The sequence below is a fragment of the Streptomyces sp. NPDC044571 genome (assembly GCF_040647115.1).
GTDB lineage: Bacteria > Actinomycetota > Actinomycetes > Streptomycetales > Streptomycetaceae > Streptomyces.
The window spans coordinates 65,339-87,807 of sequence record NZ_JBEZBN010000027.1; the positions used below are offsets into that span (position 1 = coordinate 65,339).

Annotated in this window: 23 protein-coding genes, 3 tRNA genes and 1 pseudogene; 21 read left to right on the forward strand and 6 right to left on the reverse strand. The window is 72.8% G+C overall.

Features of this window, described 5'->3' with window-relative positions; genetic code table 11:
• The first annotated feature begins 115 nt into the window (after positions 1 to 115).
• The 13 genes from AB0B01_RS16795 to AB0B01_RS16855 all read left to right on the forward strand — a co-directional run bounded on the left by AB0B01_RS16795 (position 116) and on the right by AB0B01_RS16855 (position 12,659).
• Positions 116 to 523: an NADH-quinone oxidoreductase subunit A gene (locus tag AB0B01_RS16795; protein ID WP_361718804.1), complete on the forward strand. Its 408-nt coding sequence runs from the start codon at positions 116 to 118 to the stop codon at positions 521 to 523.
• A complete protein-coding gene (locus AB0B01_RS16800; protein ID WP_361718807.1) occupies positions 514 to 1,107 on the forward strand; it encodes an NADH-quinone oxidoreductase subunit B family protein in 594 nt (197 codons plus the stop codon). Before AB0B01_RS16795 ends, AB0B01_RS16800 begins: the two co-directional genes overlap by 10 nt.
• Positions 1,104 to 2,231: an NADH-quinone oxidoreductase subunit C gene (locus tag AB0B01_RS16805; RefSeq protein ID WP_361718810.1), complete on the forward strand. Its 1,128-nt coding sequence runs from the start codon at positions 1,104 to 1,106 to the stop codon at positions 2,229 to 2,231. Before AB0B01_RS16800 ends, AB0B01_RS16805 begins: the two co-directional genes overlap by 4 nt.
• The gene (locus AB0B01_RS16810; RefSeq protein WP_361718813.1) at positions 2,228 to 3,187 is read left to right on the forward strand and encodes a complex I subunit 1 family protein; all 960 of its coding nucleotides are present in this window, start codon (positions 2,228 to 2,230) and stop codon (positions 3,185 to 3,187) included. Before AB0B01_RS16805 ends, AB0B01_RS16810 begins: the two co-directional genes overlap by 4 nt.
• Positions 3,187 to 3,870, forward strand: coding sequence for an NADH-quinone oxidoreductase subunit I (locus AB0B01_RS16815; RefSeq protein WP_361718815.1), 684 nt, complete (start codon positions 3,187 to 3,189; stop codon positions 3,868 to 3,870). Before AB0B01_RS16810 ends, AB0B01_RS16815 begins: the two co-directional genes overlap by 1 nt.
• Positions 3,870 to 4,487, forward strand: coding sequence for an NADH-quinone oxidoreductase subunit J (locus tag AB0B01_RS16820; protein ID WP_361718818.1), 618 nt, complete (start codon positions 3,870 to 3,872; stop codon positions 4,485 to 4,487). Before AB0B01_RS16815 ends, AB0B01_RS16820 begins: the two co-directional genes overlap by 1 nt.
• On the forward strand, positions 4,487 to 4,864 hold the full coding sequence (gene nuoK / locus AB0B01_RS16825; protein WP_361718821.1) for an NADH-quinone oxidoreductase subunit NuoK: 378 nt from the start codon (positions 4,487 to 4,489) through the stop codon (positions 4,862 to 4,864). Before AB0B01_RS16820 ends, nuoK begins: the two co-directional genes overlap by 1 nt.
• Positions 4,861 to 6,909, forward strand: a complete 2,049-nt coding sequence (locus tag AB0B01_RS16830) for an NADH-quinone oxidoreductase subunit L (RefSeq protein ID WP_361718824.1) — start codon at positions 4,861 to 4,863, stop codon at positions 6,907 to 6,909. Before nuoK ends, AB0B01_RS16830 begins: the two co-directional genes overlap by 4 nt.
• Positions 6,910 to 6,947: 38 nt before the next feature.
• A complete protein-coding gene (locus AB0B01_RS16835) occupies positions 6,948 to 8,519 on the forward strand; it encodes an NADH-quinone oxidoreductase subunit M (protein WP_361718827.1) in 1,572 nt (523 codons plus the stop codon).
• A complete protein-coding gene (locus tag AB0B01_RS16840; RefSeq protein WP_361718830.1) occupies positions 8,516 to 10,057 on the forward strand; it encodes an NADH-quinone oxidoreductase subunit N in 1,542 nt (513 codons plus the stop codon). Before AB0B01_RS16835 ends, AB0B01_RS16840 begins: the two co-directional genes overlap by 4 nt.
• Positions 10,058 to 10,361: 304 nt before the next feature.
• Positions 10,362 to 11,225 (forward strand): zinc metalloprotease HtpX, encoded by an 864-nt coding sequence (htpX, locus tag AB0B01_RS16845; RefSeq protein WP_361718833.1) that lies wholly within the window; start codon positions 10,362 to 10,364, stop codon positions 11,223 to 11,225.
• Positions 11,222 to 11,614, forward strand: coding sequence for a YccF domain-containing protein (locus AB0B01_RS16850; protein WP_361718836.1), 393 nt, complete (start codon positions 11,222 to 11,224; stop codon positions 11,612 to 11,614). Before htpX ends, AB0B01_RS16850 begins: the two co-directional genes overlap by 4 nt.
• Before the next feature lie 28 nt (positions 11,615 to 11,642).
• A complete protein-coding gene (locus AB0B01_RS16855; protein WP_361718839.1) occupies positions 11,643 to 12,659 on the forward strand; it encodes a glycosyltransferase family 2 protein in 1,017 nt (338 codons plus the stop codon).
• Positions 12,660 to 12,855: 196 nt separating this feature from the next.
• Here the strand turns inward: AB0B01_RS16855 and AB0B01_RS16860 are convergent, their stop codons facing one another.
• The 3 genes and pseudogenes from AB0B01_RS16860 to AB0B01_RS16870 form a co-directional block, all read right to left on the reverse strand.
• Entirely contained in the window at positions 12,856 to 14,127 is a 1,272-nt protein-coding gene (locus AB0B01_RS16860) for an APC family permease (protein ID WP_361718842.1), read from the reverse strand.
• A 60-nt stretch (positions 14,128 to 14,187) separates the two neighbouring features.
• Positions 14,188 to 15,615 (reverse strand): annotated as a pseudogene (locus AB0B01_RS16865) (SulP family inorganic anion transporter).
• 218 nt (positions 15,616 to 15,833) lie between these two features.
• Positions 15,834 to 16,322 carry a YajQ family cyclic di-GMP-binding protein gene (locus tag AB0B01_RS16870; RefSeq protein WP_361718845.1) on the reverse strand — a complete coding sequence of 163 codons (489 nt, stop codon included), beginning with the start codon at positions 16,320 to 16,322 and terminating at the stop codon, positions 15,834 to 15,836.
• A gap of 200 nt (positions 16,323 to 16,522) precedes the next feature.
• On the opposite strand from AB0B01_RS16870, the gene AB0B01_RS16875 reads away from it, so the two are divergent.
• Positions 16,523 to 16,604: transfer RNA gene (locus tag AB0B01_RS16875), tRNA-Tyr, on the forward strand.
• A 283-nt stretch (positions 16,605 to 16,887) separates the two neighbouring features.
• Positions 16,888 to 17,016: a hypothetical protein gene (locus AB0B01_RS16880; RefSeq protein WP_361718848.1), complete on the forward strand. Its 129-nt coding sequence runs from the start codon at positions 16,888 to 16,890 to the stop codon at positions 17,014 to 17,016.
• Between the two features lie 451 nt (positions 17,017 to 17,467).
• Here the strand turns inward: AB0B01_RS16880 and AB0B01_RS16885 are convergent, their stop codons facing one another.
• Entirely contained in the window at positions 17,468 to 17,731 is a 264-nt protein-coding gene (locus AB0B01_RS16885) for a hypothetical protein (protein ID WP_361718851.1), read from the reverse strand.
• A 38-nt stretch (positions 17,732 to 17,769) separates the two neighbouring features.
• On the opposite strand from AB0B01_RS16885, the gene AB0B01_RS16890 reads away from it, so the two are divergent.
• Complete coding sequence (locus AB0B01_RS16890; protein ID WP_361718854.1) at positions 17,770 to 18,210, forward strand: DUF3574 domain-containing protein; 441 nt, start codon at positions 17,770 to 17,772, stop codon at positions 18,208 to 18,210.
• Positions 18,211 to 18,247: 37 nt separating this feature from the next.
• On the opposite strand, the gene AB0B01_RS16895 is transcribed toward AB0B01_RS16890, so the two are convergent.
• Both AB0B01_RS16895 and AB0B01_RS16900 read right to left on the reverse strand, forming a co-directional pair.
• Positions 18,248 to 18,904: an SDR family oxidoreductase gene (locus AB0B01_RS16895; RefSeq protein WP_361718857.1), complete on the reverse strand. Its 657-nt coding sequence runs from the start codon at positions 18,902 to 18,904 to the stop codon at positions 18,248 to 18,250.
• Positions 18,905 to 18,958: 54 nt separating this feature from the next.
• Positions 18,959 to 20,275 carry an amidohydrolase family protein gene (locus AB0B01_RS16900; RefSeq protein WP_361718860.1) on the reverse strand — a complete coding sequence of 439 codons (1,317 nt, stop codon included), beginning with the start codon at positions 20,273 to 20,275 and terminating at the stop codon, positions 18,959 to 18,961.
• Between the two features lie 406 nt (positions 20,276 to 20,681).
• Here AB0B01_RS16900 and AB0B01_RS16905 point away from each other — a divergent pair.
• From AB0B01_RS16905 to AB0B01_RS16925, 5 genes are all read left to right on the forward strand, one after another.
• Positions 20,682 to 20,754, forward strand: a tRNA-Thr gene (locus AB0B01_RS16905).
• Between the two features lie 48 nt (positions 20,755 to 20,802).
• Positions 20,803 to 20,875 (forward strand) — tRNA-Met (locus AB0B01_RS16910).
• A gap of 89 nt (positions 20,876 to 20,964) precedes the next feature.
• A complete protein-coding gene (rpmG, locus tag AB0B01_RS16915; RefSeq protein ID WP_003956487.1) occupies positions 20,965 to 21,129 on the forward strand; it encodes a 50S ribosomal protein L33 in 165 nt (54 codons plus the stop codon).
• 91 nt (positions 21,130 to 21,220) lie between these two features.
• The gene (locus AB0B01_RS16920; RefSeq protein WP_361718863.1) at positions 21,221 to 21,673 is read left to right on the forward strand and encodes a MaoC family dehydratase N-terminal domain-containing protein; all 453 of its coding nucleotides are present in this window, start codon (positions 21,221 to 21,223) and stop codon (positions 21,671 to 21,673) included.
• Between the two features lies 1 nt (position 21,674).
• Entirely contained in the window at positions 21,675 to 22,103 is a 429-nt protein-coding gene (locus AB0B01_RS16925; RefSeq protein ID WP_361718866.1) for a MaoC family dehydratase, read from the forward strand.
• The last annotated feature ends 366 nt before the right edge of the window (positions 22,104 to 22,469 follow it).

Genomic DNA, 22,469 nt, shown 5'->3' on the forward strand with positions numbered 1-22,469 from the left:
GCCATGGGGGAGCCGGGCCGCAGTGAACGGGGGATAACCCCACCCCCCGGGGACCAGGCCCTAGACTCCCGTCCGTACCAGATCACCGACAGCGGCCAAGGAGCGAGGAACGGACGTGCCCGACCCGACGGTATCGACCGTAACCGTGCTCGCAGCGGACTATTTCGAGAGCTATTCGGTCGTCGGCCTGCTGGCCGTCCTCGGTGTGCTCTTCGTGGCCGTCGCCTTCGGCGCGGGCCGTCTGCTGCGGCCCGTGGTCCCGACCCGCGAGAAGCTGCTGACGTACGAATGCGGCGTCGACCCGGTGGGCGAGGGCTGGGCGCACACCCAGGTCCGCTACTACGTCTACGCGTTCCTCTACGTCATCTTCGCCGTCGACTCGATCTTCCTCTTCCCGTGGGCGACCGTGTTCGCCGTCGCCGGCTACGGCGCCACGACCCTGGTGGAGATGTTCGTCTTCCTGGGCTTCCTGGCCGTCGGCCTGCTCTACGCGTACAAGAAGGGCGTCCTCGAATGGACGTGACACCCGAGCCCGAGCTGCAGCTGCTTCCCGAGCCCAAGCGCCTGGGAGTGCTCTCCCGGCTTGCCCCGGAGCCGATGAAGGTCATCCTCAACTGGGGACGCCGATACAGCCTGTGGGTCTTCAACTTCGGTCTGGCCTGCTGCGCGATCGAGTTCATCGCCGCGTCCATGGCCCGCCACGACTTCATCCGGCTCGGCGTCATCCCCTTCGCGCCCGGCCCCCGCCAGGCCGACCTGATGATCGTCTCGGGCACGGTGACCGACAAGATGGCGCCCGCCGTCAAGCGGCTGTACGAGCAGATGCCGGAGCCGAAGTACGTCATCTCCTTCGGCGCCTGCTCCAATTGCGGGGGCCCGTACTGGGACTCGTACTCCGTGACCAAGGGCGTCGACCAGATCATCCCGGTGGACGTGTACGTCCCCGGCTGCCCGCCGCGCCCCGAGGCGCTGCTCCAGGGCATCCTCAAGCTCCAGGAGAAGATCGCCCGGGAGTCGCTGGCGGACCGCTACGCCTCCGGACCCTCCGTCACGCAGCTCACCAGCGGCCTGGTCACGGCCCCGCCCGCACCGGGAGCCGGCGCATGAACCTGTACGACACCCTCCCGGACGCCGCCGCCACGGTCTTCGGCGCGGAGGCGGTGGCCTCGTACGCGTACGACGTCCTGACGGTCGACGTCCCCGTCGGCAGCTGGATCCCGGCCCTGGAGATCGCTCGGGACAAGCTGGGCTGCACCTACTTCGACTGGCTGAGCGCGGTGGACGAGCCGGGTACCGGCTTCCGGATCTGCGCGCACGTGGCGGCGCTGGAACAGCACCGGGTACGCCGCCTCCTGCTGCGCACGACCGTCCCGCACGGCGCGCCCTCCCTGCCGTCCGCCGTCGCGGTCTACGCGGGCGCGGAATGGCACGAGCGGGAGACGTACGAGATGTTCGGGGTGGTCTTCACCGACCACCCGCACCTGGTTCCCCTCCTGCTTCCGGAGAACTTCGAGGGGCATCCGCTGCGCAAGGACTTCGTGCTGGCCGCGCGGGTCGCGAAGGCCTGGCCGGGGGCCAAGGAGCCCGGCGAGACCCATGACCCGGACGCGCCGAAGCGCCGCCAGATGCTGCCCCCGGGCGTCCCGGACCCCAACGACTGGGGCCCCCTCAAGGGGCAGCTGCCCCCGGCCCCCGCCCGCCCGGCCCGCACCCCGCGCGCCGCGGGCGCCCCGGCCCGCACCCCGCGCGAGGGCGCCCCGGCGCGCCGTGCCCGCTCGGTGGCGGAGGGCTCGGCGAGCCAGGCGGCGGAGGCTGCGGGTGCCGCGGCCGGTGCCCCGGTGTCTCCGGAGGCGGAGGCTCCGCGTCCGGCGCGCCGCAGCCGCTCGGCGGCAGAGGGCTCCGCGAGCCAGGAGCCGGCGCCCGGGCGCACGGTGGCGCCGGGCCGGCGCCCCGCCCCGCGCAGCGCGGACGCCCCCTGGCACAACCCCCGGCCCGCCTTCGCGGACCGGGAACCGGAACCGGAGCCCGGGGAGGGCCCCGGCTCCGCGGCCGACCCCGGGCCTCTGGGCGAGCCGAAGTCCACCCCCAAGGTCGGCCCCCCGCCCGAGACCGAACCGAAGCCCGCGGCCGAGCCCGCGGCTGCGCCGGAGCCGAAGCCCGAGCTGAAGCCCGAGGCGAAGCCCGCCGAGACCACCACCGAATCCGAACCCGACAACGGAGGCGACGCGTGAATGACGTCCTCGACGTCGCGCTGCGACTGATCGTCGTCTTCGCCGTCTTCCTCGTGCTCCCGCTCGTCGTCGGGCAGACCGAGCACAAGGTGATGGCCCACATGCAGGGCCGCCTCGGCCCCATGTACGCCGGCGGGTTCCACGGCTGGGCCCAGCTCGTCGCCGACGGGGTCAAGTTCGCGCAGAAGGAAGATGTGGTCCCCGCCAACGCGGACCGCCGGATCTTCCAGCTCGCGCCCGCCGTCGCCCTGCTCCCGTACCTCCTCGTCCTGATCGCCATCCCCATCGGCCCCGGCAAGGGTGCCGTCGGCCAGGTGATCGACGCCGGGCTGTTCTTCGTCCTCGCCGTCATGGGCGTCGGAGTCCTCGGCAGCCTGATGGCCGGCTGGGCCTCGGCGAACAAGTTCTCCCTGCTCGGAGGCCTGCGCACCGCCGCCCAGCTGCTCGCGTACGAACTGCCCATGCTGCTGGCCGCCGCCTCCGTCGCCATGGCCGCGGGGACCGTCTCCCTGCCCGGCATCGTCGACGCCTTCGAGTGGTGGTGGCTGCCCTGGCAGATCGTCGGCGGCCTCGTCTTCTTCACCGCCGGTCTCGCCGAACTCCAGCGCCCCCCCTTCGACATGCCCGTCGCCGATTCCGAGATCATCTTCGGCGCGTACACCGAGTACACCGGCCTGCGCTTCGCGCTGTTCCTGCTCGCCGAGTACGCCGGCATCGTCGTCCTCTGCGCCCTCACCACCGTCCTCTTCCTCGGCGGCTGGCAGGGGCCCTTCGGCGGCGGCTGGGGCTGGACCCTCCTGAAGACCGCGATCCTCGCCTTCCTCGTGATCTGGCTCCGCGTCAGCTACCCCCGGCTGCGCGAGGACCAGCTCCAGAGGCTCGCCTGGACCACACTCATCCCGCTCGCGCTCGCGCAGATCGCGCTCACCGGCATCGTGAAGGTGGCGATCCTGTAATGCCCATCCCCGGATCCGGCCTGGCCAAGGGCCTGGCCGTCACCCTGCGCACGATGACGAAGCGCTCGCACACCGCCCAGTACCCGGACGTGCAGCCCGAGCTGCCGCCCCGCAGCCGCGGGGTCATCGGCCTGTTCGAGGAGAACTGCACGGTCTGCATGCTGTGCGCCCGCGAGTGCCCCGACTGGTGCATCTACATCGACTCCCACAAGGAGACGGTCCCGGCCGCCACCCCCGGTGGCCGCGAGCGCAGCCGCAACGTCCTCGACCGCTTCGCCATCGACTTCTCCCTCTGCATGTACTGCGGGATCTGCATCGAGGTGTGCCCCTTCGACGCCCTGTTCTGGTCGCCGGAGTTCGAGTACGCGGAGACGGACATCCTGGAACTCACCCACGAGCGCGACAAGCTGCGCGAGTGGATGTGGACCGTACCGGCCCCGCCCGCGCTGGATCCGGCCGCGGAGGAGCCCAAGGAGATCGCCGCCGCCCGCAAGGCAGCGGAGAAGGCCGAAGCCGCCGCCGCGGCGGCCGCCGCAACCTCCCCCGAGCCGGACCCCGGGCCGGGCGCCCAGGCCACGGGCCCGACGGGCCGCCCCGGCCCGGCCGAGGCCACCGGCCCGAACGACCCGGCCGGCGGTTCCGGCAGCACCGGTACCGAGGACCCGGCGGGAGGCGCCGCCTGATGTTCACCGCCCACCTCGCAGCCGCCGCCCAGGGCGCCGGCAGCGGCTTCCTCTCGCCGACCGGCGTCGAGATCGCCTTCGTCCTCGTCGCCCTGGCCACGCTCGGCGCGGCCGCCGTCACGGTCACCACCCGCCAGCTCGTGCACGCCGCCCTCTGGCTGGTCGTCGCGCTCGGCGGCATCGCCGTCGAGTACCTCCTGCTGACCGCCGAGTTCATCGCCTGGGTCCAGGTCTTGATCTACCTCGGCTCCGTGGTCGTGCTCCTCCTCTTCGGACTGATGCTGACCAAGGCCCCCATCGGCCGCTCCCCGGACGCCGACTCGAACAACCGCTGGGTCGCGCTCGGCGTCGCCCTCGTCGCGGCCGCCGCGCTCGTCTGGGTCGTCGTCGACGCCTTCCGCACCACCTGGATCGACCTCGACGGGCCGGCCCAGGGCTCCACCAGGGTCTCCGGGGAGATCCTCTTCCAGCATTGGGTGCTGCCCTTCGAGGCGCTCTCCGTCCTCCTGCTCGCGGCCCTGATCGGCGCCATCGTGCTCTCCCGCCGCAACCCCGCCGCCGACGGCGGCAACGGCGGCCCTGCCGGCCCCGACGACAAGAAGGGGCACCAGCGCTGATGCACCTCGCCTATCCCGCCGTGCTCGCGGCGCTCCTCTTCTGCACGGGCCTGTACGGAGTACTGGCCCGCCGCAACGCCATCCTGGTCCTGATGTCCGTCGAGCTGATGCTCAACGCCGTCAACCTCAACCTGGTGGCCTTCGACGTCTGGCTGCGCGACACCCTGCACGCCGGCCAGGCCCTCACCCTCTTCACCATCGCCATCGCCGCCGCCGAGATCGGCATCGGCCTCGCGATCGTGCTGATGGTCTACCGCAACCGCGGTACCTCGGACGTCGACAAGCTGCGCGACACCGCCGAGGGCCGCGAACCCGACCAGCCAGGCCTCCCCGGCCCGGCCGACGAGACCGCAGCACGGCCGGAGGTCGCCGCGTGAGCACCACGACCCTCGCCGTCCTCGTCCCCCTCCTCCCCTTCCTGGGCGCTGTGGCGGGCCTGCTGCTCGGCCGGACCGCCCCCGGCTTCGTCCGGCCCCTCGCGCTGCTGCCCACCCTGGCCGCCGCCGTACTGGCCGTGCTCGTCGCCGTGCGCCAGGGCGGCGGCAAGGCGATCGACACCGCCACCGAGCTGACCCCGACCGGGTCCGTGCCGATCGAGCTCTCCCTGCACCTCGACGGCTTCGCCGCGCTGGTGGCCGTCCTCGTCGGCGTCGTCGCGACCTGCGTCCAGCTCTACTCGACGGCGTACCTCCGCGAGGACCCGCGCTACCCCTCGTACGCCGCTCTGGTCTCCCTGTTCACCTCCGCCATGCTGCTCGTCGTCTACTCCGGCGACCTGATGGTGCTGCTGGTCGGCTGGGAGATCATGGGCATCTGCTCCTACTTCCTGGTCGGGCACTACTGGGAGACCGAGGCGGCCCGCTCCGCCTCCCTGAAGGCCTTCCTCGTCACCAAGCTCGGCGACGTCCCCTTCCTCATCGGCCTGTTCGCGCTCGCCGCCGACGCCGGCTCCTTCCGGATCACCGGGATCCTGGGCACCGTCGCCGCGGGCGGGCTCGACCACCCGACGCTGATCGCCCTCCTGCTGCTCGCCGGAGTGGCCGGCAAGTCCGCGCAGTTCCCGCTGCACACCTGGCTCCCGGACGCGATGGCGGGCCCCACCCCGGTCTCCGCCCTGATCCACGCCGCGACGATGGTCGCCGCCGGTGTCTACTTCATCGCCCGGCTCCTGCCCGTCTTCACGGCCTCCCGGGCCGCGCTGCTGGTCATGGCCGTCATGGCGGCCGTCACGATGGTCGGCTCCGGCCTCGCCGCCCTCGCCCAGGACGACATCAAGCGGGTCCTCGCCTACTCCACGGTGGGCCAGCTCGGCTACATGACCGGCGCCCTGGCCGTCGGCGACCGCGGCGCCGCCGTCTTCCACCTCCTGTCCCACGGCGCCTTCAAGGCCCTCTTGTTCCTCGGCGCCGGCGTGATCATCCACGCCGCCGGTACGAACTCCCTGGCCGCCATGTCCCGTATGGACGGCCTGGCCAAGCGCATCCCCGACGCCTTCTGGACCATGACGATCGCGCTGCTCGCGCTCGCCGCCATCCCGCCCTTCGCCGGCTTCTTCTCCAAGGAAGCCGTCCTCGTCGCCGCCGAGCACACCGCCACCGGGCACGAACGGCTCGCACCGGCCGCCGCCGGCTGGGTGGTGCTCACCGCCGGGGTGCTGACCGCCCTGCTCACCGCCGCCTACGCCGCCCGCCTGTGGCTGATGGCCTTCCGCGGCCGGGGCGCCGCCGCCCCCGACCACGGCAGGGAGCCCCTCGCCATGACCGGCGTGCTGTGGCTGCTCGCGATCCCCTCGGTCGGCTTCGGCCTCGCCGCGGGCCCGCTCGCCGACTGGTTCGACGGCCGCGAGCTCAGCCCGACGGTGACCACCTCAGTCCTGGGTACCGGAGCCGCCGTCCTCGGCGCGGTCCTCACCTACGCCCTGTGGCAGCGCGCCACGGCCAAGCTGCCCGCAGTCCCCGCCGTGCCCGTCACCGGCGCCGGAGCAGGTGGTGTCGAACAGCCCGCCGTCGCCGCCGCCGACTCCGCCGCGACCGCCGCCGCGGAGTCCGCCGCCGAGACCCCCGAGGTCGCCGAGGTCACCCACGAGCACCCCGCCGTCCCGGCCGGCCCCGCCCCCGACCCCGGTCGGGCGCTCCTGGGCCCGCTGCACCGGCACGCCGCCGACGGCTTCCACCTCGACGCCGTCTACGACCGCCTCTTCGTCCGTCCCGTCCGGGCGGCCGCCGGCCTCGTCCGCTTCCTCGACCGCGAGGTGGTGGACACGTACGTCCGCGGCGCGGGCACCGGCCCCCGGCTGCTCGGCAGCCTCGTACGCCGCGCCCAGACCGGCAACGTGCAGAGCTACCTGAGCGCCCTGCTCGCCGGCGCCGTGGTCCTGGCGATCGCCACCGCCGTCCTCGCCAACATCAACGCCGGATCGTGAGCCGAGAGTCAGCCGTGATCGATATCAGCCCGTCCGTGATGCAGTTCCTTCTGGCGTTCGTCGTGGCCGCACCGCTCCTCGGCGCCGCCGCGGCCCTGCTGCCGCCCCCGCCCGGTCTCAAGGGCAGGAGCCCCGACCAGGCCGTGCTGCGCCACGGCGTGACCGTGACCGGCGTGATCCTCGCCGCGGCGATCGCCCTCGCCCTCGGCTTCGACCACGACGCCCCCGCCCGCTTCCAGGCGACCACCGACATCAGCTGGATCCAGGCGCTGAACGTCCGGATCCACCTCGGCATCGACGGCATCTCGCTCCCCCTCCTCCTGATGACCGCGCTGCTGTTCTTCCTCTGCGCGCTCTACAGCTACTTCAAGCTCCCCGCAGGCCCCTCCCCCAAGGCCTTCGTCGCGCTGCTCCTCGTCCTGGAGTCCGGCACCCTCGCCACCTTCGCCGTCCTCGACCTGCTGCTGTTCTTCCTCGCCTTCGAGATGGTCCTCATCCCGATGTACTTCCTCATCGCCCGCTGGGGCGGGGCTCAGCGGCAGGCCGCCGCCTGGAAGTTCATCCTCTACACCCTCCTCGGATCCGTGGTCATGCTCCTCGGACTGCTGCTGATCGGACTGAACAGCGGCACGTTCGACATGGTGGCACTCGCCTCCGACAACGGGCGCGGACTGACCCACACCACCCAGGTCCTGGCCGTTCTCGCCATCGGCATCGGCCTCGCCGTGAAGACCCCGATGTGGCCGCTGCACAGCTGGCTGCCGGACGCCCACACCGCCGCGCCCACCGTCGGCTCCGTCCTGCTGGCCGGCGTCCTGCTCAAGATGGGCACGTACGGGTTCGTCCGCATCCTGCTCCCCGTCACCCCCGGCGGCATGCACACCTTCGCCCCCTACCTGGGCGCCCTCGCCGCCATCGGCATCGTCTACGGCTCCCTGGCCTGCCTGTGGCTGGCCCGCAAGGGCAACAAGGGCGACCTCAAGCGGCTCATCGCGTACTCCTCCGTCGGCCACATGGGCTTCGTCCTCCTCGGCATCGCCTCGATGACCCCCACCGGCGTGAACGGCGCGCTCTTCGCCAACATCGCCCACGGCCTGATCACCGGCCTTCTCTTCTTCCTGGTCGGCGCCCTCAAGGACCGCTACGGCACCGCCGACCTCGACACCCTCGCCGGAGCCACCGGCGCCGCCCTCTACGGCCGCGCCCCGCGCCTCGGCGCGCTCCTCGCCTTCGCCGCCGTCGCCTCCCTCGGCCTGCCCGGCCTCGCCGGCTTCTGGGGCGAGATGCTCTCCCTGTTCGGCGCGTTCGACCCGGCGGCGGGCCTGTCCCGCCCGGCCTTCCTCACGTACATGGCCTTCGGTGCGTTCGGCACCCTCCTCACCGCCGCCTACCTGCTGATCGTCGTACGGCGCGTCTGCATGGGCGACCCCGCGGCGCCCCGCCCGTCCGAGGCCGGGCCCGCGCCCGTCCTCGCGGACGTCCAGCACTACGAGTTCGCCGCCTGGACCCCGCTCGCCGCCCTCACCGTCCTCGCCGGCCTGTGGCCCGCGGTCCTCCTCGGCCTCACCGACCCGGCCGTCCACAAGCTCCTCGCCGGAGGCAACGCATGACGGCCCTGCACACGGCCCTCGCCGCAACCGCACCCACCGCCACGTACGTCCAGAGCGTCGACTGGCTCGCGATCACCCCCGTGGTCCTCACCGCCGCCGTCGCCCTCGTCGTCCTGGTCGCCGACCTCTTCGTCCCCGAGGGGCGCAAGCCGCTGCTCGGCTGGGTCTCCGTGGCCGGCCTCGCCGCCGCCACCGCCTTCCTGCTGCCGCTGAGGGCAGGCGACCGCGCCACCTTCTGCCTCATCGGCGACCCCGGCGCGTGCAGTTACACCGCCGACCACTTCACGCTCGTCATCCAGTTCCTGGTCCTGGCCGGCGCGCTGGTCACCGCCCTGCTGTCCGTCACCGGCATCCGCGACGGGCGCATGCCGGCCGGCGAGTACTGGTTCCTGCTGCTCTCCTCGGCCGCCGGCGCCGCCCTGCTGCCCGCCTCCCGCGACCTCGCCACCCTGATCGTCGCCCTGGAAGTCGCCTCGCTGCCCGCCTTCGCGCTCGTCGGCATGCGCCGCGGCGACCGGCTCTCCTCCGAGGCCGCCCTCAAGTTCTTCCTGTCCTCGGTCACGGCCACCGCCGTCTCCCTGCTCGGCGTCAGCTTCGTCTACGCCGCCACCGGCTCCCTGCACCTCAGCCAGGTCGCCGTCCTCCTCGGAAACGTCCCCGGGCAGCTCGACACCCTCGCCATGGCGGGCGTCGCGCTCACCCTCGTCGGCTTCGCCTTCAAGACCGCGGCCGTCCCCTTCCACTTCTGGGTGCCCGACACGTACGTCGGCGCGCCGCTGCCCATCGCGGGCTACCTCTCCGTGATCGGCAAGGCCGTCGGCTTCACCGGCCTCATCCTGGTCACGGTGGTCGCCTTTCCCGCGTACGCGCAGATCTGGGGTCCGGCCCTCGCCGTCCTCGCCGCGCTCACCATGACCCTCGGCAACGCCGCCGCCCTGCGCCAGTCCGCCGACCGGCCGCACGGCGCCGTACGCCTGCTCGCCTGGTCCTCGGTCGGCCAGGCCGGCTACCTGCTGGTCCCGATCGCGGCCGCCGCCTACTCCGACCGGGACCAGATCGGCTCCACCGTCGCGTACGCCCTCATGTACGCCGCCGTGAACCTCGGAGCCTTCGCCGTGGCCGCCCTGGTCGCCCGGACGAAGCCGCTGCACCGCATCAGCGACTACCGGGGGCTGTACGCGCAGCGCCCCGCCGCCGCGCTCGCGCTGGCCTTCTTCCTGCTCTGCCTGGCCGGGCTGCCCCCGGGTCTGATCGGCCTGTTCGCCAAGGTCACCGTCTTCCGCTCCGCGGTCGACGCGGGCCTGGGCTGGCTGGCCGTGGTCATGGCGGTCAACGTCGTCATCGCCCTGTACTACTACCTGCGGTGGACCGCGCTGCTGTTCCGCGCGCCGGAGCACCCGGCCCCGGACGCGGCCCCGGCGAAGACGCCCTGGCCGGTCGGCGCCGCGATCGTGGTCACCGCCGTCGTCGCGGTGGTGCTGTCCGGCGCCCCGCAGCTGGTCCTGCGCTTCGCCGCGGGCAGCCTGTTCCCGCTGTAGCCCGTACACCGGCTCGTACACCGGCCCGGACGCCGTCCGCCCGTACGCCGTCCGCCCGTACGCCGTCCGCCCGTAGGCCCGCGGCCCGTATGCCCTCCTCCGTACGCCCTGCCCCGTACGGAGCAACGCCCGCCGCCGCCCGTCCGGCCCCGGCCGGGGCGGACGGCGGGCCCGGCACGCTCCGGGAACCGGACGCCCTCCCCTCGCGTTGACCAGGAAGGGAGGCTCCACTGGACCGTAGACCCCCAGGTGTCCTCGGATCCTCGACGGGGGTCTTCCTGCCGCACCATTTGGAGGGCGCACCGTGCACCGCCGGCACAACGGGCTGAAGACCGCCGTACTCCTCGGCGGGCTGTCCGCACTCATCATCCTGATCGGGAGCCGCTTCGGGCGGACCGGCCTGATCGTGGCCGTCCTCGTCGCCCTCGGGACCAATGCGTACGCGTACTGGAACAGCGACAAGCTGGCTCTACGCGCGATGCGCGCCCGCCCCGTCAGCGAGTTCGAGGCGCCCGCGCTCTACCGCATGGTGCGCGAGCTCTCGACGTCCGCGCGCCAGCCCATGCCCCGGCTCTACATCTCGCCGACCGACGCACCCAACGCCTTCGCCACCGGCCGCAATCCGCGCAACGCCGCCGTCTGCTGCACCGAGGGCATCCTGCGCCTCCTCGACGAGCGCGAGCTGCGCGGGGTCATCGGCCACGAGCTGAGCCACGTCTACAACCGCGACATCCTCATCTCGTCGGTCGCCGGAGCGCTCGCCTCCGTCATCATGTTCCTGGTGAACTTCGCCTGGTTGATCCCGGTCGGCCGGTCCGACGACGACGAGGGCCCCGGCCTCCTCGGCATGCTGCTGATCATGATCCTGGGGCCGCTGGCCGCCTCCGTGATCCAGCTCGCCATCAGCCGCTCGCGCGAGTACGAGGCCGACGCGTCCGGCGCCCAGCTCACCGGGGACCCGCTCGCCCTGGCGGGCGCCCTGCGCAAGCTGGACGCGGGCACCAAGCAGTTGCCGCTGCCCCCCGAGCCCCGGCTGGAAACGGCGAGCCACATGATGATCGCCAACCCGTTCCGCCCGGGCCAGGGCCTTTCTAAGATGTTCTCCACGCATCCTCCGATGGCCGAGCGCATCGCCCGGCTCGAACAGATGGCAGGCCGCAGTCAGTGAAAACCATCCTGAACATCATTTGGCTCGTCCTCAGCGGCGTCTGGCTGTTCCTGGGCTACTGCCTGGCGGGTGTGCTCCTGTGCATCACCATCCTCGGCATCCCCTTCGGCATCGCCGCATTCCGCATCGCGGTGTACGCCCTCTGGCCGTTCGGCTACACCGCCGTCGAGCGCCGGGACGCGGGCGCGGCCTCCTGCATCGGCAATGTCCTGTGGCTGGTCCTGGCGGGCTGGTGGCTGGCCCTGAGCCACATCGTCACCGGCATCGCCCTGTGCGTGACGATCATCGGCATCCCCTTCGGCATCGCCAACTTCAAGATGGTGCCGCTCTCCCTGCTGCCGCTGGGCCGCGAGATCGTCCCGACCGACGCTCCGTTCGCGTCCCGGTAGCCGGCCAACCGACGGGCAGGAAGAACCAGTGCCAGTGCCGGCCGCGAACACGGACACGACCCTGTCGGTCATCGTGCCGATGTACAACGAGGAAGAGGCCCTGCCCGCCCTCGTGAGCCGCCTGCGGCCCGTACTCGACGCCACCACCGACGCGTACGAGGTCGTCGCCGTCGACGACGGCAGCACCGACGGCACCGCCCGGCTCCTCCAGGAACTCCACAGCAGCTGGCCGCAACTGCGCATCGTGCGGCTGCGCGGCAACTCCGGTCACCAGGCAGCCCTGCGGGCCGGACTGCACCGCTGCGTCGGGGCGTACGTGGCGAGCATCGACGCCGACCTCCAGGACCCGCCGGAGAAGATCCCGGAGATGCTAGAGCTGGCCCGGGCCGAACACCTCGACATCGTCTACGGCGTCCGCTCCGACCGCAGCACCGACACCGGCTTCAAGCGCCGCACCGCCGGGGCCTACTACTGGCTGATGCGCCGCATGGTCGGCAAGCAGGTGCCCGCGCAGGCCGGGGACTTCCGGCTGCTCAGCCGCGAGGCCGTGGAAGCCCTCAAGGCCCTTCCCGACCAGCACCAGGTCTACCGGCTGCTCGTGCCGTGGCTCGGCTTCCCCAGCGGCCAGGTCACCTACCGGCGGGGCGAGCGGGTGGCGGGCGAGACCAAGTACCCGCTGAGCAAGATGATCCGCCTCGCCGTCGACGGCATCACCAATTTCTCGGCCGCCCCGCTGCGGCTCGCGACCTGGCTCGGCGTGATCAGCTTCGTCACCTGCTTCCTGATGATCGCCGTCACCCTCGTCATCTTCCTGGTGGGCAGCACGGTCCCCGGATGGACCTCGCTGTTCGTCGCGATGCTCTTCCTCGGCGGGGTGCAGCTGATCTGCGTCGGGCTGCTCGGCGAGTACATCGGGCGGATCTACACCGCCGTGCAGCGCAGGCCCACGTACTTCGTCGGGTACGACTCGGCCCGCGACGGCTCGTCAGAAAGCCGCGACGGGACGGCCGGCGGCGAGAGCAGGACGGCCGGCGGCGAGAGCTGACGGTTGCTCCGAACTGCCTCGCCGGGCTCGATCGTGCAGGTCAGGGCGATTGTCAGTGGGGTGGGTCACGATGGGGTCATGAACGGGACCGAGCAGTTGCCGATGCAAGTCGCCGCAGATGCGCACCGCTGTGCGCACTGATACGGAATGCCCTTGACGGCGACGTTGGGTGCCGCGGAGCCGACCCGTGTCGCGCTCATAGCCGGCTTCGGTCCCCGCCGGTGAGCCGCCCGCGTACGGCGTAGGCCAGTGCGCCCAGCGCCAGCACCGCCGCCCCCGCGGCGGCCGAGGCGGCGGGGAGCGCGCAGGCCAGTACGACACAGCCGGACAGCCCGACCGCTGCCACGGCCCGGCCCTTGACAGCTGAATCGAGAGTCCACGCAGAAGCGTTCGCGATCGCGTAGTAGGCGAGTACTCCGAAGGAGGAGAAACCGATCGCACCCCGCAGATCAGTGGTCGCCGCGAGGACCGCGACCACCGCACCCACGGCGATCTCCGCATGGTGCGGAACCTGGTGGCGGGGGTGTACGGCGGCCAGCGCGCGCGGGAGGTGGCCGTCCCGCGCCATCGCCAGGGTGGTCCGCGACACCCCGAGCACCAGCGCCAGCAGCGAGCCCAGCGCCGCCAGGGCCGCCCCCGCCCGGACCACGGGTGCCAGTCCGGGCCGCCCGGCCGCCCGGACCGCGTCGGCCAGCGGGGCCGCCGACCCGGCGAGCGCCTCGGCGCCGAGCACCGACAGCGCCGCCACCGCCACCGCGGCGTACACCAGCAGGGCGATCCCCAGGGCGAGCGGCACCGCCCGCGGGATCGTGCGCTCCGGATCACGCACCTCCTCGCCCAGGGTGGTGATCCGGGCGTAGCCCGCGAAGGCGAAGAACAGCAGCCCCGCCGCCTGCAGCAGCCCGAGGGCACCGGACAGGCCCCCGCCGCCCCAACTGCCGCCGAGCCGCCCCGAATCGGCCGCTCCGGAGGACAGGCACACCACCACGACCCCGGCCAGCACGGCCAGCACCGCCGCCACGATCACCCGGGCGATCCGGGCGGACTTCTGCACGCCCCCGTAGTTCGCGGCGGTCAGCGCCACCACCGCCGTGACGGCCACGGCATGCTGCTGCCCCGGCCATACGTACGCCCCGACCGTGAGCGCCATGGCCGCGCAGGAGGCGGTCTTGCCGATGACGAAGCCCCAGCCCGCCAGATATCCCCAGAACGGGCCGAGCCGTTCCCGCCCGTAGACGTAGGTGCCGCCGGAGGCGGGGTAGCGGGCGGCCAGCCGCGCCGAGGAGTGCGCGTTGCAGTAGGCGACGAGGGCCGCCCCTGCGAGGGCGGCCAGCAGGTCGCCGCCCGCCGTGCCCGCCGCGTGCGCCGCCGGGGCGAGCGCGGCGAAGATTCCGGCCCCGACCATCGCGCCCAGCCCGACGACCACGGCGTCGGTGACGCCGAGGGTGCGCTTCAGCCCGTTGTCCACGGGCGGAGCGTAGCCGGGCCGGATCGCGGGCCGGTCGCACGGGGCGGCGTGATGGCGGACCTACGCGACGCCTTCCCGGCCGGGCACGGGGGCCCGGTCCTTCTCCCATCCGCGGAGAGCGGTCAGGCAGGCGTGGTCGAGGTGGCGCAGTCGGCTCAGGTCCAGGCGTACGGGCTGTTCCGGCGGCAGCGCCTCCAGCGCGTCCAGCAGCCGGGGCAGCCGCAGGAAGCTGGCGTTGCCCAAGACCTGCACGCACAGCTCCCCGCCCTCCCAGACCTCCTCGATGTGCACGTGCGAGGTCTCCCAGGCCGCCTTGACCACGGCGAGGCCCAGCCCGATGAGCACCCCCTCGAACAGGTTGGTGGCCACGACCGCGGCGGCCGTCGCCACCAGCACCACCGCCTCGCCCCGGTGCGTCCGCCACAGGGCGAGCACCGCCCGGACCGGGAGCAGCTTCCAGCCCGCGTGCAGCAGTACGCCGGCCAGTGCCGCGAGCGGCACCACCTCCAACAGCCGCGGGAGTGCCACGGCGAACAGCAGCAGCCAGCCGCCGTGCATGATCCGGGCCGCCCGGGTGCGGGCCCCGGCCTCCACGTTCGTGGCGCTGCGCACGATCACGGCGGTCATCGGCAGCGCCCCGAGGATGCCGCAGACCGTGTTGCCGACGCCCTGGGCGATGAGTTCCCGGTCGTAGTCGGTCCGCGCGCCGTCGTGCATGCGGTCCACGGCGGCCGCGCTGAACAGCGTCTCGGCGGAGGCGATCAGCGCGAGCGCGAGGACCGTTCCGCAGGCCCCGACGGAGGCCAGCACCCCGAATTCCCCCCAGCCGGGCGGAGCGACGGCCTCCAGCACCCCCGTCACCCGTACCGTCTCGACGGGCAGCTCCAGGAACACGGCCGCGGCGGTGGCCGCGGCCACCCCGACCAGGGCCCCGGGGACGAGCCGCAGCCGGGCCGGCATGCGGCGCCAGGCCGCGAGGACGGCGATGGTCGCCGCGCCGAGCGCCACGGCGGCCCAGTCGGCCTCGGTGCCGAGGGCCGACACCCCGCCGATCTTCTCCAGGGTCCGGCCGGGCGCGGGCACACCGCCCACCGCTTACAGCTGCCCGGCGATCAGCACCAGCCCGATCCCGGCCAGCATCCCGTGCACGACGGCGAGGGAGATCGCCCGGAACCACCGCCCGAACCGCAGCACCGCCATGCACAGCTGCAGGATCCCGGCGGCCAGCACCAGCACCCCGAGCGCGGGCAGCCCGTACGCCTGCACCGCCTCGTAGACGAGCACGGTGAGCCCCGCGGCCGGCCCGCTCACCTGGAGCGAACTGCCGGGCAGCCACCCGGTGACGAGCCCGCCCACCACCCCGGTGACGATCCCCAGCTCGGCCGGCACCCCGGAAGCGACGGCCACCCCCACGCAGAGCGGCAGCGCGACGAGCGCGACGACGACGGACGCCCCGAGGTCTTCGCGAAACGAGCCGGCCCCAGGCATGTGCGCACCTTCCTGCCGCGCGGTGATGGATGCCACCAGCGTGGTGGGCGCACACAGAGCGGCCCAAGTGCCCATCGGAGGCCCCCGAGGCGCGCGCGCCGCGCACGCCGGGCCCGTGTGCCGTCATGCCCCCGCAACGACCGCGGCCCGGCGGTCCTGTGGGACCACCGGGCCGGCGTGCGGGCCGATCGCTGACCCGGTTCAGCGGGTCAGCGGGGTCAGCGGTAGTTCACGAACTGGATCGCGAAGTCCAGGTCCTTGCCCTTCAGGAGCGCCTGGACGGCCTGCAGGTCGTCGCGGCTCTTGGAGCTGACGCGCAGCTCCTCGCCCTGGACCTGGGCCTTGACGCCCTTGGGACCCTCGTCCCGGATGATCTTCGCGACCTTCTTGGCGTTCTCCTGGGAGATGCCCTCCTGGATCGTGGCGAAGATCTTGTACTCCTTGCCGGACAGCTGGGGCTCACCGGCGTCGAGCGCCTTGAGCGAGATCCCGCGCTTGACCAGCTTGGTCTCGAACACGTCGAGGACGGCCTTGACGCGCTCCTCGGAGTTCGCCTCCATCAGGATCTTCTCGCCGGACCAGGCGATGGTGGCGCCGGTGCCCTTGAAGTCGTAGCGCTGCGAGAGTTCCTTGGCGGCCTGGTTGAGGGCGTTGTCGACCTCCTGCCGCTCGACCTTCGAGACGATGTCGAAACTGGAGTCGGCCATGTGCTGTGGCTCCTTGAAGTCGGCTGTCATTGCCCCGGAGGGCGCGGCCGGACATCCCCGGCCCGCTCCGCAAAGCCTAGCCACCGCGCCCGGGCGCAGCGCTGATCAATCCGGTGGCGAAGCACCCTCTGGCATCAGGTATCGTTTACGTCGTTGCCACCGAGCACCGCCCCAAAGCGGCCTCACCGGCGACATCCCATGGCGGTGTGCCCGAGTGGCCAATGGGAGCGGACTGTAAATCCGTCGGCTTAGCCTACCCAGGTTCGAATCCTGGCGCCGCCACGCGAGTGGAACCCCCGTTCATCTGCGGAAACGCAGTGCGCGGGGGTTTCTTCGTATGCCCGGGCACGGCCCGCCGATCGATTGACCGCCGCGGGCCGTGGGCGAGGGTGGCTGACCCTTGTGGCGGTCCATGGCGAACGCTGGCGAATGGTTCCGGGGCGCGTATCCGCTGTGTGGCGCACGGTAAGTTGCGAGCAGTTCGACGCTTTCTCTCCTTGCATGCGCCCTGCCCGTCGGGGCGGGGTCCGGCTCCGGCCGGAGGACGAGAGAAGGAGTGGGATCGATGGTGCGGCCGAAGAAGTGCAAGGCACGACGACGACGCGGGCAGCAGCGCGACTGGCTGCAGACCGCGTTAGCGGTCCTGGCTGCGGTTGCCGCCATCGCGGAGTGCATCGAGCGGCTCACGCCTTGATGGCGTGGCCGAAGGTCCGGACGATCGGTCGTGGTGTGAGCCCGGCCGCCGTCTAGTCGGCCGGGCCCACGATGCCCGCGCGAGGCCCGATTCCGGGTGGTGCCGGAATCGGGCCGACTTCGTTGCGCGGGAGTCCAGGTGAGTCTCTGCCTGCCGGCGCAGATCGTCCAGCACCCCGGTGCATTCCAGCCCGCGGTGTGGCTCCCACCTTACAGAGGCTCTTGCCTGGTCAGCGGGAGGAAGCAGGCGTTTTCCCAGGTCAGGGGCATGGCGCGAAGCCTTGCGGCCCGTGGCGCCAGGTGGCGAATTCTGCGGCTCGCGCGCTCTGTCCCAGATCAGGGCGCTGGACGGGTAGCGCGAAAGTACGGCGGAGGGTGGCGAATGGTGGCGAGCCGTCGTGGGCGGGGCAGGAGGGTCCGCGTGCTGCCGCCGGCCCTGCGGGGTGGCGGCTTCAGCCGGGCGCGGCGCCCGGGCGGGAGCCGGCCTCGGCGGGCGGGGCCGAGTCCCGGACCCGCAGGTCGAGCGGGAGGTAGGCGTCCTCGGGCCGGGCGGCCAGCTGGGTGGCGTAGGCCGGCAGGTCGTGCGCGACGTGGGCCGCCGTCGTCCAGCAGCTCCAGTCGAGGGAGCCGGCCCGGACCTGCCCGTCGCGGTCCGTGTGCGGGGCCAGGGCCGCCACCATGTCGGCTGCCGCCCGTTCGACGTCGGAGGCGGTCATCGGCCGCATCGTCCTCGTCTCCTGTTCGTTCTCCGGGGGTGAAACGGATTTCTGCATCGGGTGGGAAGGTCGGCGGCGGGGTGCTCCTCGCCCTGCTCGCGGCCGGGATCCCGGCCCTGGTGGGAGCCGCGCTGCACGGTCACGTCGGGGCGCCCTACCAGGAGACGCGGCTGTACTTCGGCACCGGCCGGCCCGGCGGCCGGCCGCCCGTCGGAGAGAAGGAGTTCATGCGGTTCCTGGACCGGGAGATCACCCCCGCCTTCCCCGAGGGGCTGACCCTCCAGGACGGCCGCGGCCAGTGGCGCGGCCAGGACGGCAGGACCGTCCGCGAGACGTCGTACGAGGTGGTGCTGCTCTACCCCGAGAGCGAGGCCGACGAACGCGGCGCGCGCATCGAGCGTATCCGCACGGCCTACGAGAAGCAGTACCAGCAGGATTCCGTCGGACGCTCCGACGACAAGGTCACCGCCGAGTTCTGATCCAGGGCCACGGCCAGAGCCGTGACGGCCGTTCAGGTCAGTTGCCGGCCACCGCCTTCACGGCCACCGGGACCGGGGTCGAGCCCGAGACCAGCTCCAGGGTCAGGCCGGCCGTCGCCGGGGTCTCGATCAGCTCCGCCAGCACCGTCGCCACGTCGTCGCGCGGCACCGCCCCGCGGCCCGTGCGCGCCTCCAGGCGGACCTGGCCCGTGCCCGGCTCGTCGGTCAGCGAGCCGGGCCGCAGGATCGTCCACTCCAGCCCCAGCCGCGTCCGTACGTGGTCGTCGGCCGCACCCTTGGCGCGCAGGTAGACGTCGAAGACCTCGTCGCCCTCGTGATGCGCGTCCGCCCCCATCGAAGAGACCATCAGGAAACGCCGTACACGGGCCCGTTCGGACGCATCGGCGAACAGCACCGCCGCATCCCGGTCCACGGTGCCCTTGCGTTCCGCCCCGCTGCCCGGCCCCGCCCCGGCCGCGAACACCGCCGCCTCCGCGCCCTGCAGAATCCCCGCCACATGCTCCACGGAGGCCGACTCCAGGTCGCAGAGCACCGGTTCGGCGCCCGCTGCGCGCAGGTCGTCGCCCTGCGCCGGATCGCGGATGATGCCCGCGACCTCGTATCCGCGCGCGGCGAGCAGCTGCTCCAGCCGCAGCGCGATCTGACCGTGTCCACCCGCGATGACGATGCGCATGCCCCGACCGTACGACGAGCCGGGCACGCCCGCCCGGGAACGCCCGGCGCAGGATCAGGGGCCGGGCTCCATTCGGCCCTGCCGGGGCAGGTCCAGGGCCACCGCGACCGCCGAGTCGCAGTACTCCCGGACGGCACTCGTACGGGCTACCACCCGGCCGCGGTGGATCACGATCCGGCTGTAGGCGAGGGACAGCACGCCCGAGATCCGGTCCCCGCGCACGGCGAGCAGTTCCGCCGGGAAGCCCGCCTCCACCCGCACCTCCGGCAGGCCCATGGCCTCCCGCGCGGCGGTGCTGATCGCCCCGTACGCCTCCGCGGGCCGCAGACCGCCCTGCGAGGCCAGCAGGTACGCGGCCTCCAGCGGGTCCCCCCGCCCGACCGGGTTCCCGGCGTCGCGCAGGGCGCCGCTGCCCGCCGCGACCCGGACCCCGGCCGCGCGCAGCAGGCGTACGGGGGCGGTGCGCAGGCCGCGGCGTTCCAGGGCCGCGCAGTCGCCCTGGGGCAGGCAGGTCACCCGTACCCCGGCCGCGGCGAGCTGGTCGGCGGCGCGGGTCGCCGCGTCCAGCGGGAGCCGCGACAAGCCGCCGCAGGGGCCGATGCTCACGCCGGGCCGCAGCCCGCCGGCCATCGCGGCGAGCCGGGACAGCCGGCCGGGATCGTCACCGTCCGTGTGCAGGTCCACGGGGCAGCCGTGCTCCGCGGCGAGCTCCAGGACGGCTTCGAGGAAACCGGCGGGATCGGGGTCCAGGTCCGGGCAGCCGCCGATCACGGAGGCGCCCATCTTGACGGCGTCACGCAGCATGGCGAGCCCGTCCGCGCCCGCCACCCCGGTCAGCAGCCGCGGTACGGCCACGGCCGTCAGGTCCGCGAGCCCGCGCAGCGAGCGGCGGGCCTGGAGGACGGCCTCGACGGGGCCGAGGCCGTGGACGTCGCCGATCCGGACGTGGGAGCGCACGGCCGTCGCCCCGTGGCCGAGCTGGAGCAGAACCGCCTCGGTGGCCCGGCGCTGCACCTCGTCGGCGGTGTACGAGACCGGCCCCTCCCCGTCGGCCGTCAGGGCCGTGTCCCCGTGGGCGTGCGGCTCGGCGGGGGCGGGGAGCAGCAGGTAGCCGCTCAGGTCCACCCGCGACAGCGCCGGCGTGCGCAGGCTGCCCGCGGTGCCGACGGCCTGGATGCGGCCGCCGCTGAGCCGGACGTCGACCGTACGGCCGTCGGTGAGGCGGGCTCCGGCGAGCAGGAGGGTGGTGGCCTCGGAGGCGGCCGGATGCGCGTTGCCTGTGGGGCGCAGGGGTCCGTGGCCGCCCTCCGTGCCGCGACCGTTGCCGCGGCGCGGGGACGGGGGCGGCTGCTGCGGCTGGCTGTCGGACATCGCGCTCCTGCGGGGGCTCGGGCGGTTCCTGGGCCGGGCGGCCGCGGCCTGCGGCCCAAGATCACGCAGCGTGCTCCGAGCCTAGGGCGCGGGGCTCCCCGCTTCGCGGAGGAGCGCAATAGTCGTACCGGTGTGGTGCCCCTGCGCCACGGCGTACGCGGCTGTGCTCCGGCCGGCTGTGCTCCGGCCGGCTGCGCTCCGACTGACCGCGCCCCGGCCGGCTCGCCGAGCTGACGGAGGGCGGCCCTTCCTGTGAGCCCGGCCACATATCGCCCCGAAAGTGACCCCGAAACGCCCCGACGGGCTCCCCGCGTTGATCCGGAAAGGCATCACGGGGCGCTCCGAGGCCAGGCGCCGCAAAGGATTTGGGCGATCGGCGGGCAACCGTGTAATGTCTTCATCGCTCGCCCCAATAGCTCAGTCGGTAGAGCGTCTCCATGGTAAGGAGAAGGTCTGCGGTTCGATTCCGCATTGGGGCTCTGGTGAGAGAGGTTCCCCACCCTCGGGTGGGGAGCTGATCACATCAAAGCGGCGTAGCTCAGTCGGTAGAGCAAGCGGCTCATAATCGCTGTGTCACCGGTTCAAGTCCGGTCGCCGCTACCCACAGTAGCCGATTGCGGGGTCGGTCTCCCGATCGGCTACTCTTTTATGCGTTCATCCGTCCCATAGTCCGTCCAAGGAGCACTCACGTGGCTGCCACCGACGTCCGCCCGAAGATCACGCTGGCCTGCGTGGAGTGCAAGGAGCGGAACTACATCACCAAGAAGAACCGGCGTAACAACCCGGACCGTCTTGAGATGAAGAAGCACTGCCCGCGCTGCAACTCGCACACCGCGCACCGCGAGACCCGCTGACCCCAGCGCCGTCTCGAACACAGGCACCGTCATGAGGTCGTCCCCTGCATTGGGGGACGGCCTCCTGTCGTTCAACAGGAGGTAGTGAGCCATGGCGCTCGACCAGTCCTTCGTCGGGCGGAGCTACCCGCCCACCGATCCCTACGAGGTCGGTCGGGAAAAGATCCGCGAATTCGCGGTGGCGGTGGGTGACGCGAATCCCGCGTACACCGACCCCGATGCCGCCAAGGCGCTCGGGCATCCGGATGTGATCGCGCCGCCGACTTTTGTGTTCGCGATCACTTTTGCGGCCGCGGGCCAGGTCGTCGAGGACCCGCAGCTGGGCCTGGACTACAGCCGCGTCGTGCACGGCGACCAGAAGTTCGCGTACACCCGCCCGGTGCGGGCCGGTGACCGGCTGACGGTGACCTCCACCATCGAGGCCGTGAAGTCGCTCGCGGGCAACGACATCATCGACATCCGCGGCGAGGTCCACGACGAGTCCGGCGAGCACGTGGTGACGGCGTGGACGAAGCTCGTCTCCCGCGCCCCCGAGGAGGCCTGAGATGACTGCGCAGATCAAGTACGCCGACGTCGAGGTCGGCACCGAACTGCCGGCGGCGTCCTTCCCGGTGACGCGCGCCACCCTCGTGCGGTACGCGGGTGCCTCGGGGGACTTCAACCCGATCCACTGGAACGAGAAGTTCGCGAAGGAGGTCGGGCTGCCGGACGTGATCGCGCACGGCATGTTCACGATGGCCGAGGCGATCCGCGTGGTGACGGACTGGGTCGGCGACCCGGGCGCGGTGGTGGAGTACGGCGTGCGGTTCACCAAGCCGGTGGTGGTCCCGAACGACGACGCCGGTGCGGTGATCGAGGTCACGGGGAAGGTCGCGGCCAAGCTGGACGACAACCGCGTCCGCGTCGACCTGACGGCCCTCAGCGCGGGCCAAAAGGTCCTGGGCATGTCCCGCGCGGTGGTCACCCTGGCCTGAGGCCACCTACGTCCGGGCCCGCCGGCCCCACACCCTGCCGGAGCCCCCGCGGACCGCGCGCCGCCCGGAGCGGACCCGGGCGCTCGACTTGCCGCCGGCTTTGGCCCGGCGGGCCCCGGCCTCAGCCGGGCGCCGGCGGGGCCCGGGCGCTCGACTTGCCGCCGGGGTGGGCCAGAACGGGCTGGGGCCCCGGCCTTCGGCTGGCGCTCCGGCCGGACTCGGCGGGGCCAGCCGGGCCCCGGCTCGCTGCTCCGGCCGGGGCTGACGGGCCCGATCGCAGCCGGCGCCGGTGGGGTCGGTGCTCGGCTTGGCGCTCGGGTGGGCTTGGCGGGCGCCACGGCCCCGGCGACCCCGGGCCTTCGGCTG

What these genes read in the sequence shown, in the direction of transcription:
- AB0B01_RS16800 (WP_361718807.1), top strand. Translation starts at nt 514, where the DNA reads ATGGACGTGACACCCGAGCCCGAGCTGCAGCTGCTTCCCGAGCCCAAG.
- AB0B01_RS16805 (WP_361718810.1), top strand. Translation starts at nt 1,104, where the DNA reads ATGAACCTGTACGACACCCTCCCGGACGCCGCCGCCACGGTCTTCGGC.
- AB0B01_RS16815 (WP_361718815.1), top strand. Translation starts at nt 3,187, where the DNA reads ATGCCCATCCCCGGATCCGGCCTGGCCAAGGGCCTGGCCGTCACCCTG.
- AB0B01_RS16820 (WP_361718818.1), top strand. Translation starts at nt 3,870, where the DNA reads ATGTTCACCGCCCACCTCGCAGCCGCCGCCCAGGGCGCCGGCAGCGGC.
- nuoK (WP_361718821.1), top strand. Translation starts at nt 4,487, where the DNA reads ATGCACCTCGCCTATCCCGCCGTGCTCGCGGCGCTCCTCTTCTGCACG.
- AB0B01_RS16835 (WP_361718827.1), top strand. Translation starts at nt 6,948, where the DNA reads ATGCAGTTCCTTCTGGCGTTCGTCGTGGCCGCACCGCTCCTCGGCGCC.
- AB0B01_RS16840 (WP_361718830.1), top strand. Translation starts at nt 8,516, where the DNA reads ATGACGGCCCTGCACACGGCCCTCGCCGCAACCGCACCCACCGCCACG.
- AB0B01_RS16870 (WP_361718845.1), bottom strand. Translation starts at nt 16,322, where the DNA reads ATGGCCGACTCCAGTTTCGACATCGTCTCGAAGGTCGAGCGGCAGGAG.
- AB0B01_RS16880 (WP_361718848.1), top strand. Translation starts at nt 16,888, where the DNA reads ATGGTGCGGCCGAAGAAGTGCAAGGCACGACGACGACGCGGGCAGCAG.
- AB0B01_RS16885 (WP_361718851.1), bottom strand. Translation starts at nt 17,731, where the DNA reads ATGACCGCCTCCGACGTCGAACGGGCGGCAGCCGACATGGTGGCGGCC.
- AB0B01_RS16895 (WP_361718857.1), bottom strand. Translation starts at nt 18,904, where the DNA reads ATGCGCATCGTCATCGCGGGTGGACACGGTCAGATCGCGCTGCGGCTG.
- AB0B01_RS16900 (WP_361718860.1), bottom strand. Translation starts at nt 20,275, where the DNA reads ATGTCCGACAGCCAGCCGCAGCAGCCGCCCCCGTCCCCGCGCCGCGGC.
- AB0B01_RS16920 (WP_361718863.1), top strand. Translation starts at nt 21,221, where the DNA reads ATGGCGCTCGACCAGTCCTTCGTCGGGCGGAGCTACCCGCCCACCGAT.
- AB0B01_RS16925 (WP_361718866.1), top strand. Translation starts at nt 21,675, where the DNA reads ATGACTGCGCAGATCAAGTACGCCGACGTCGAGGTCGGCACCGAACTG.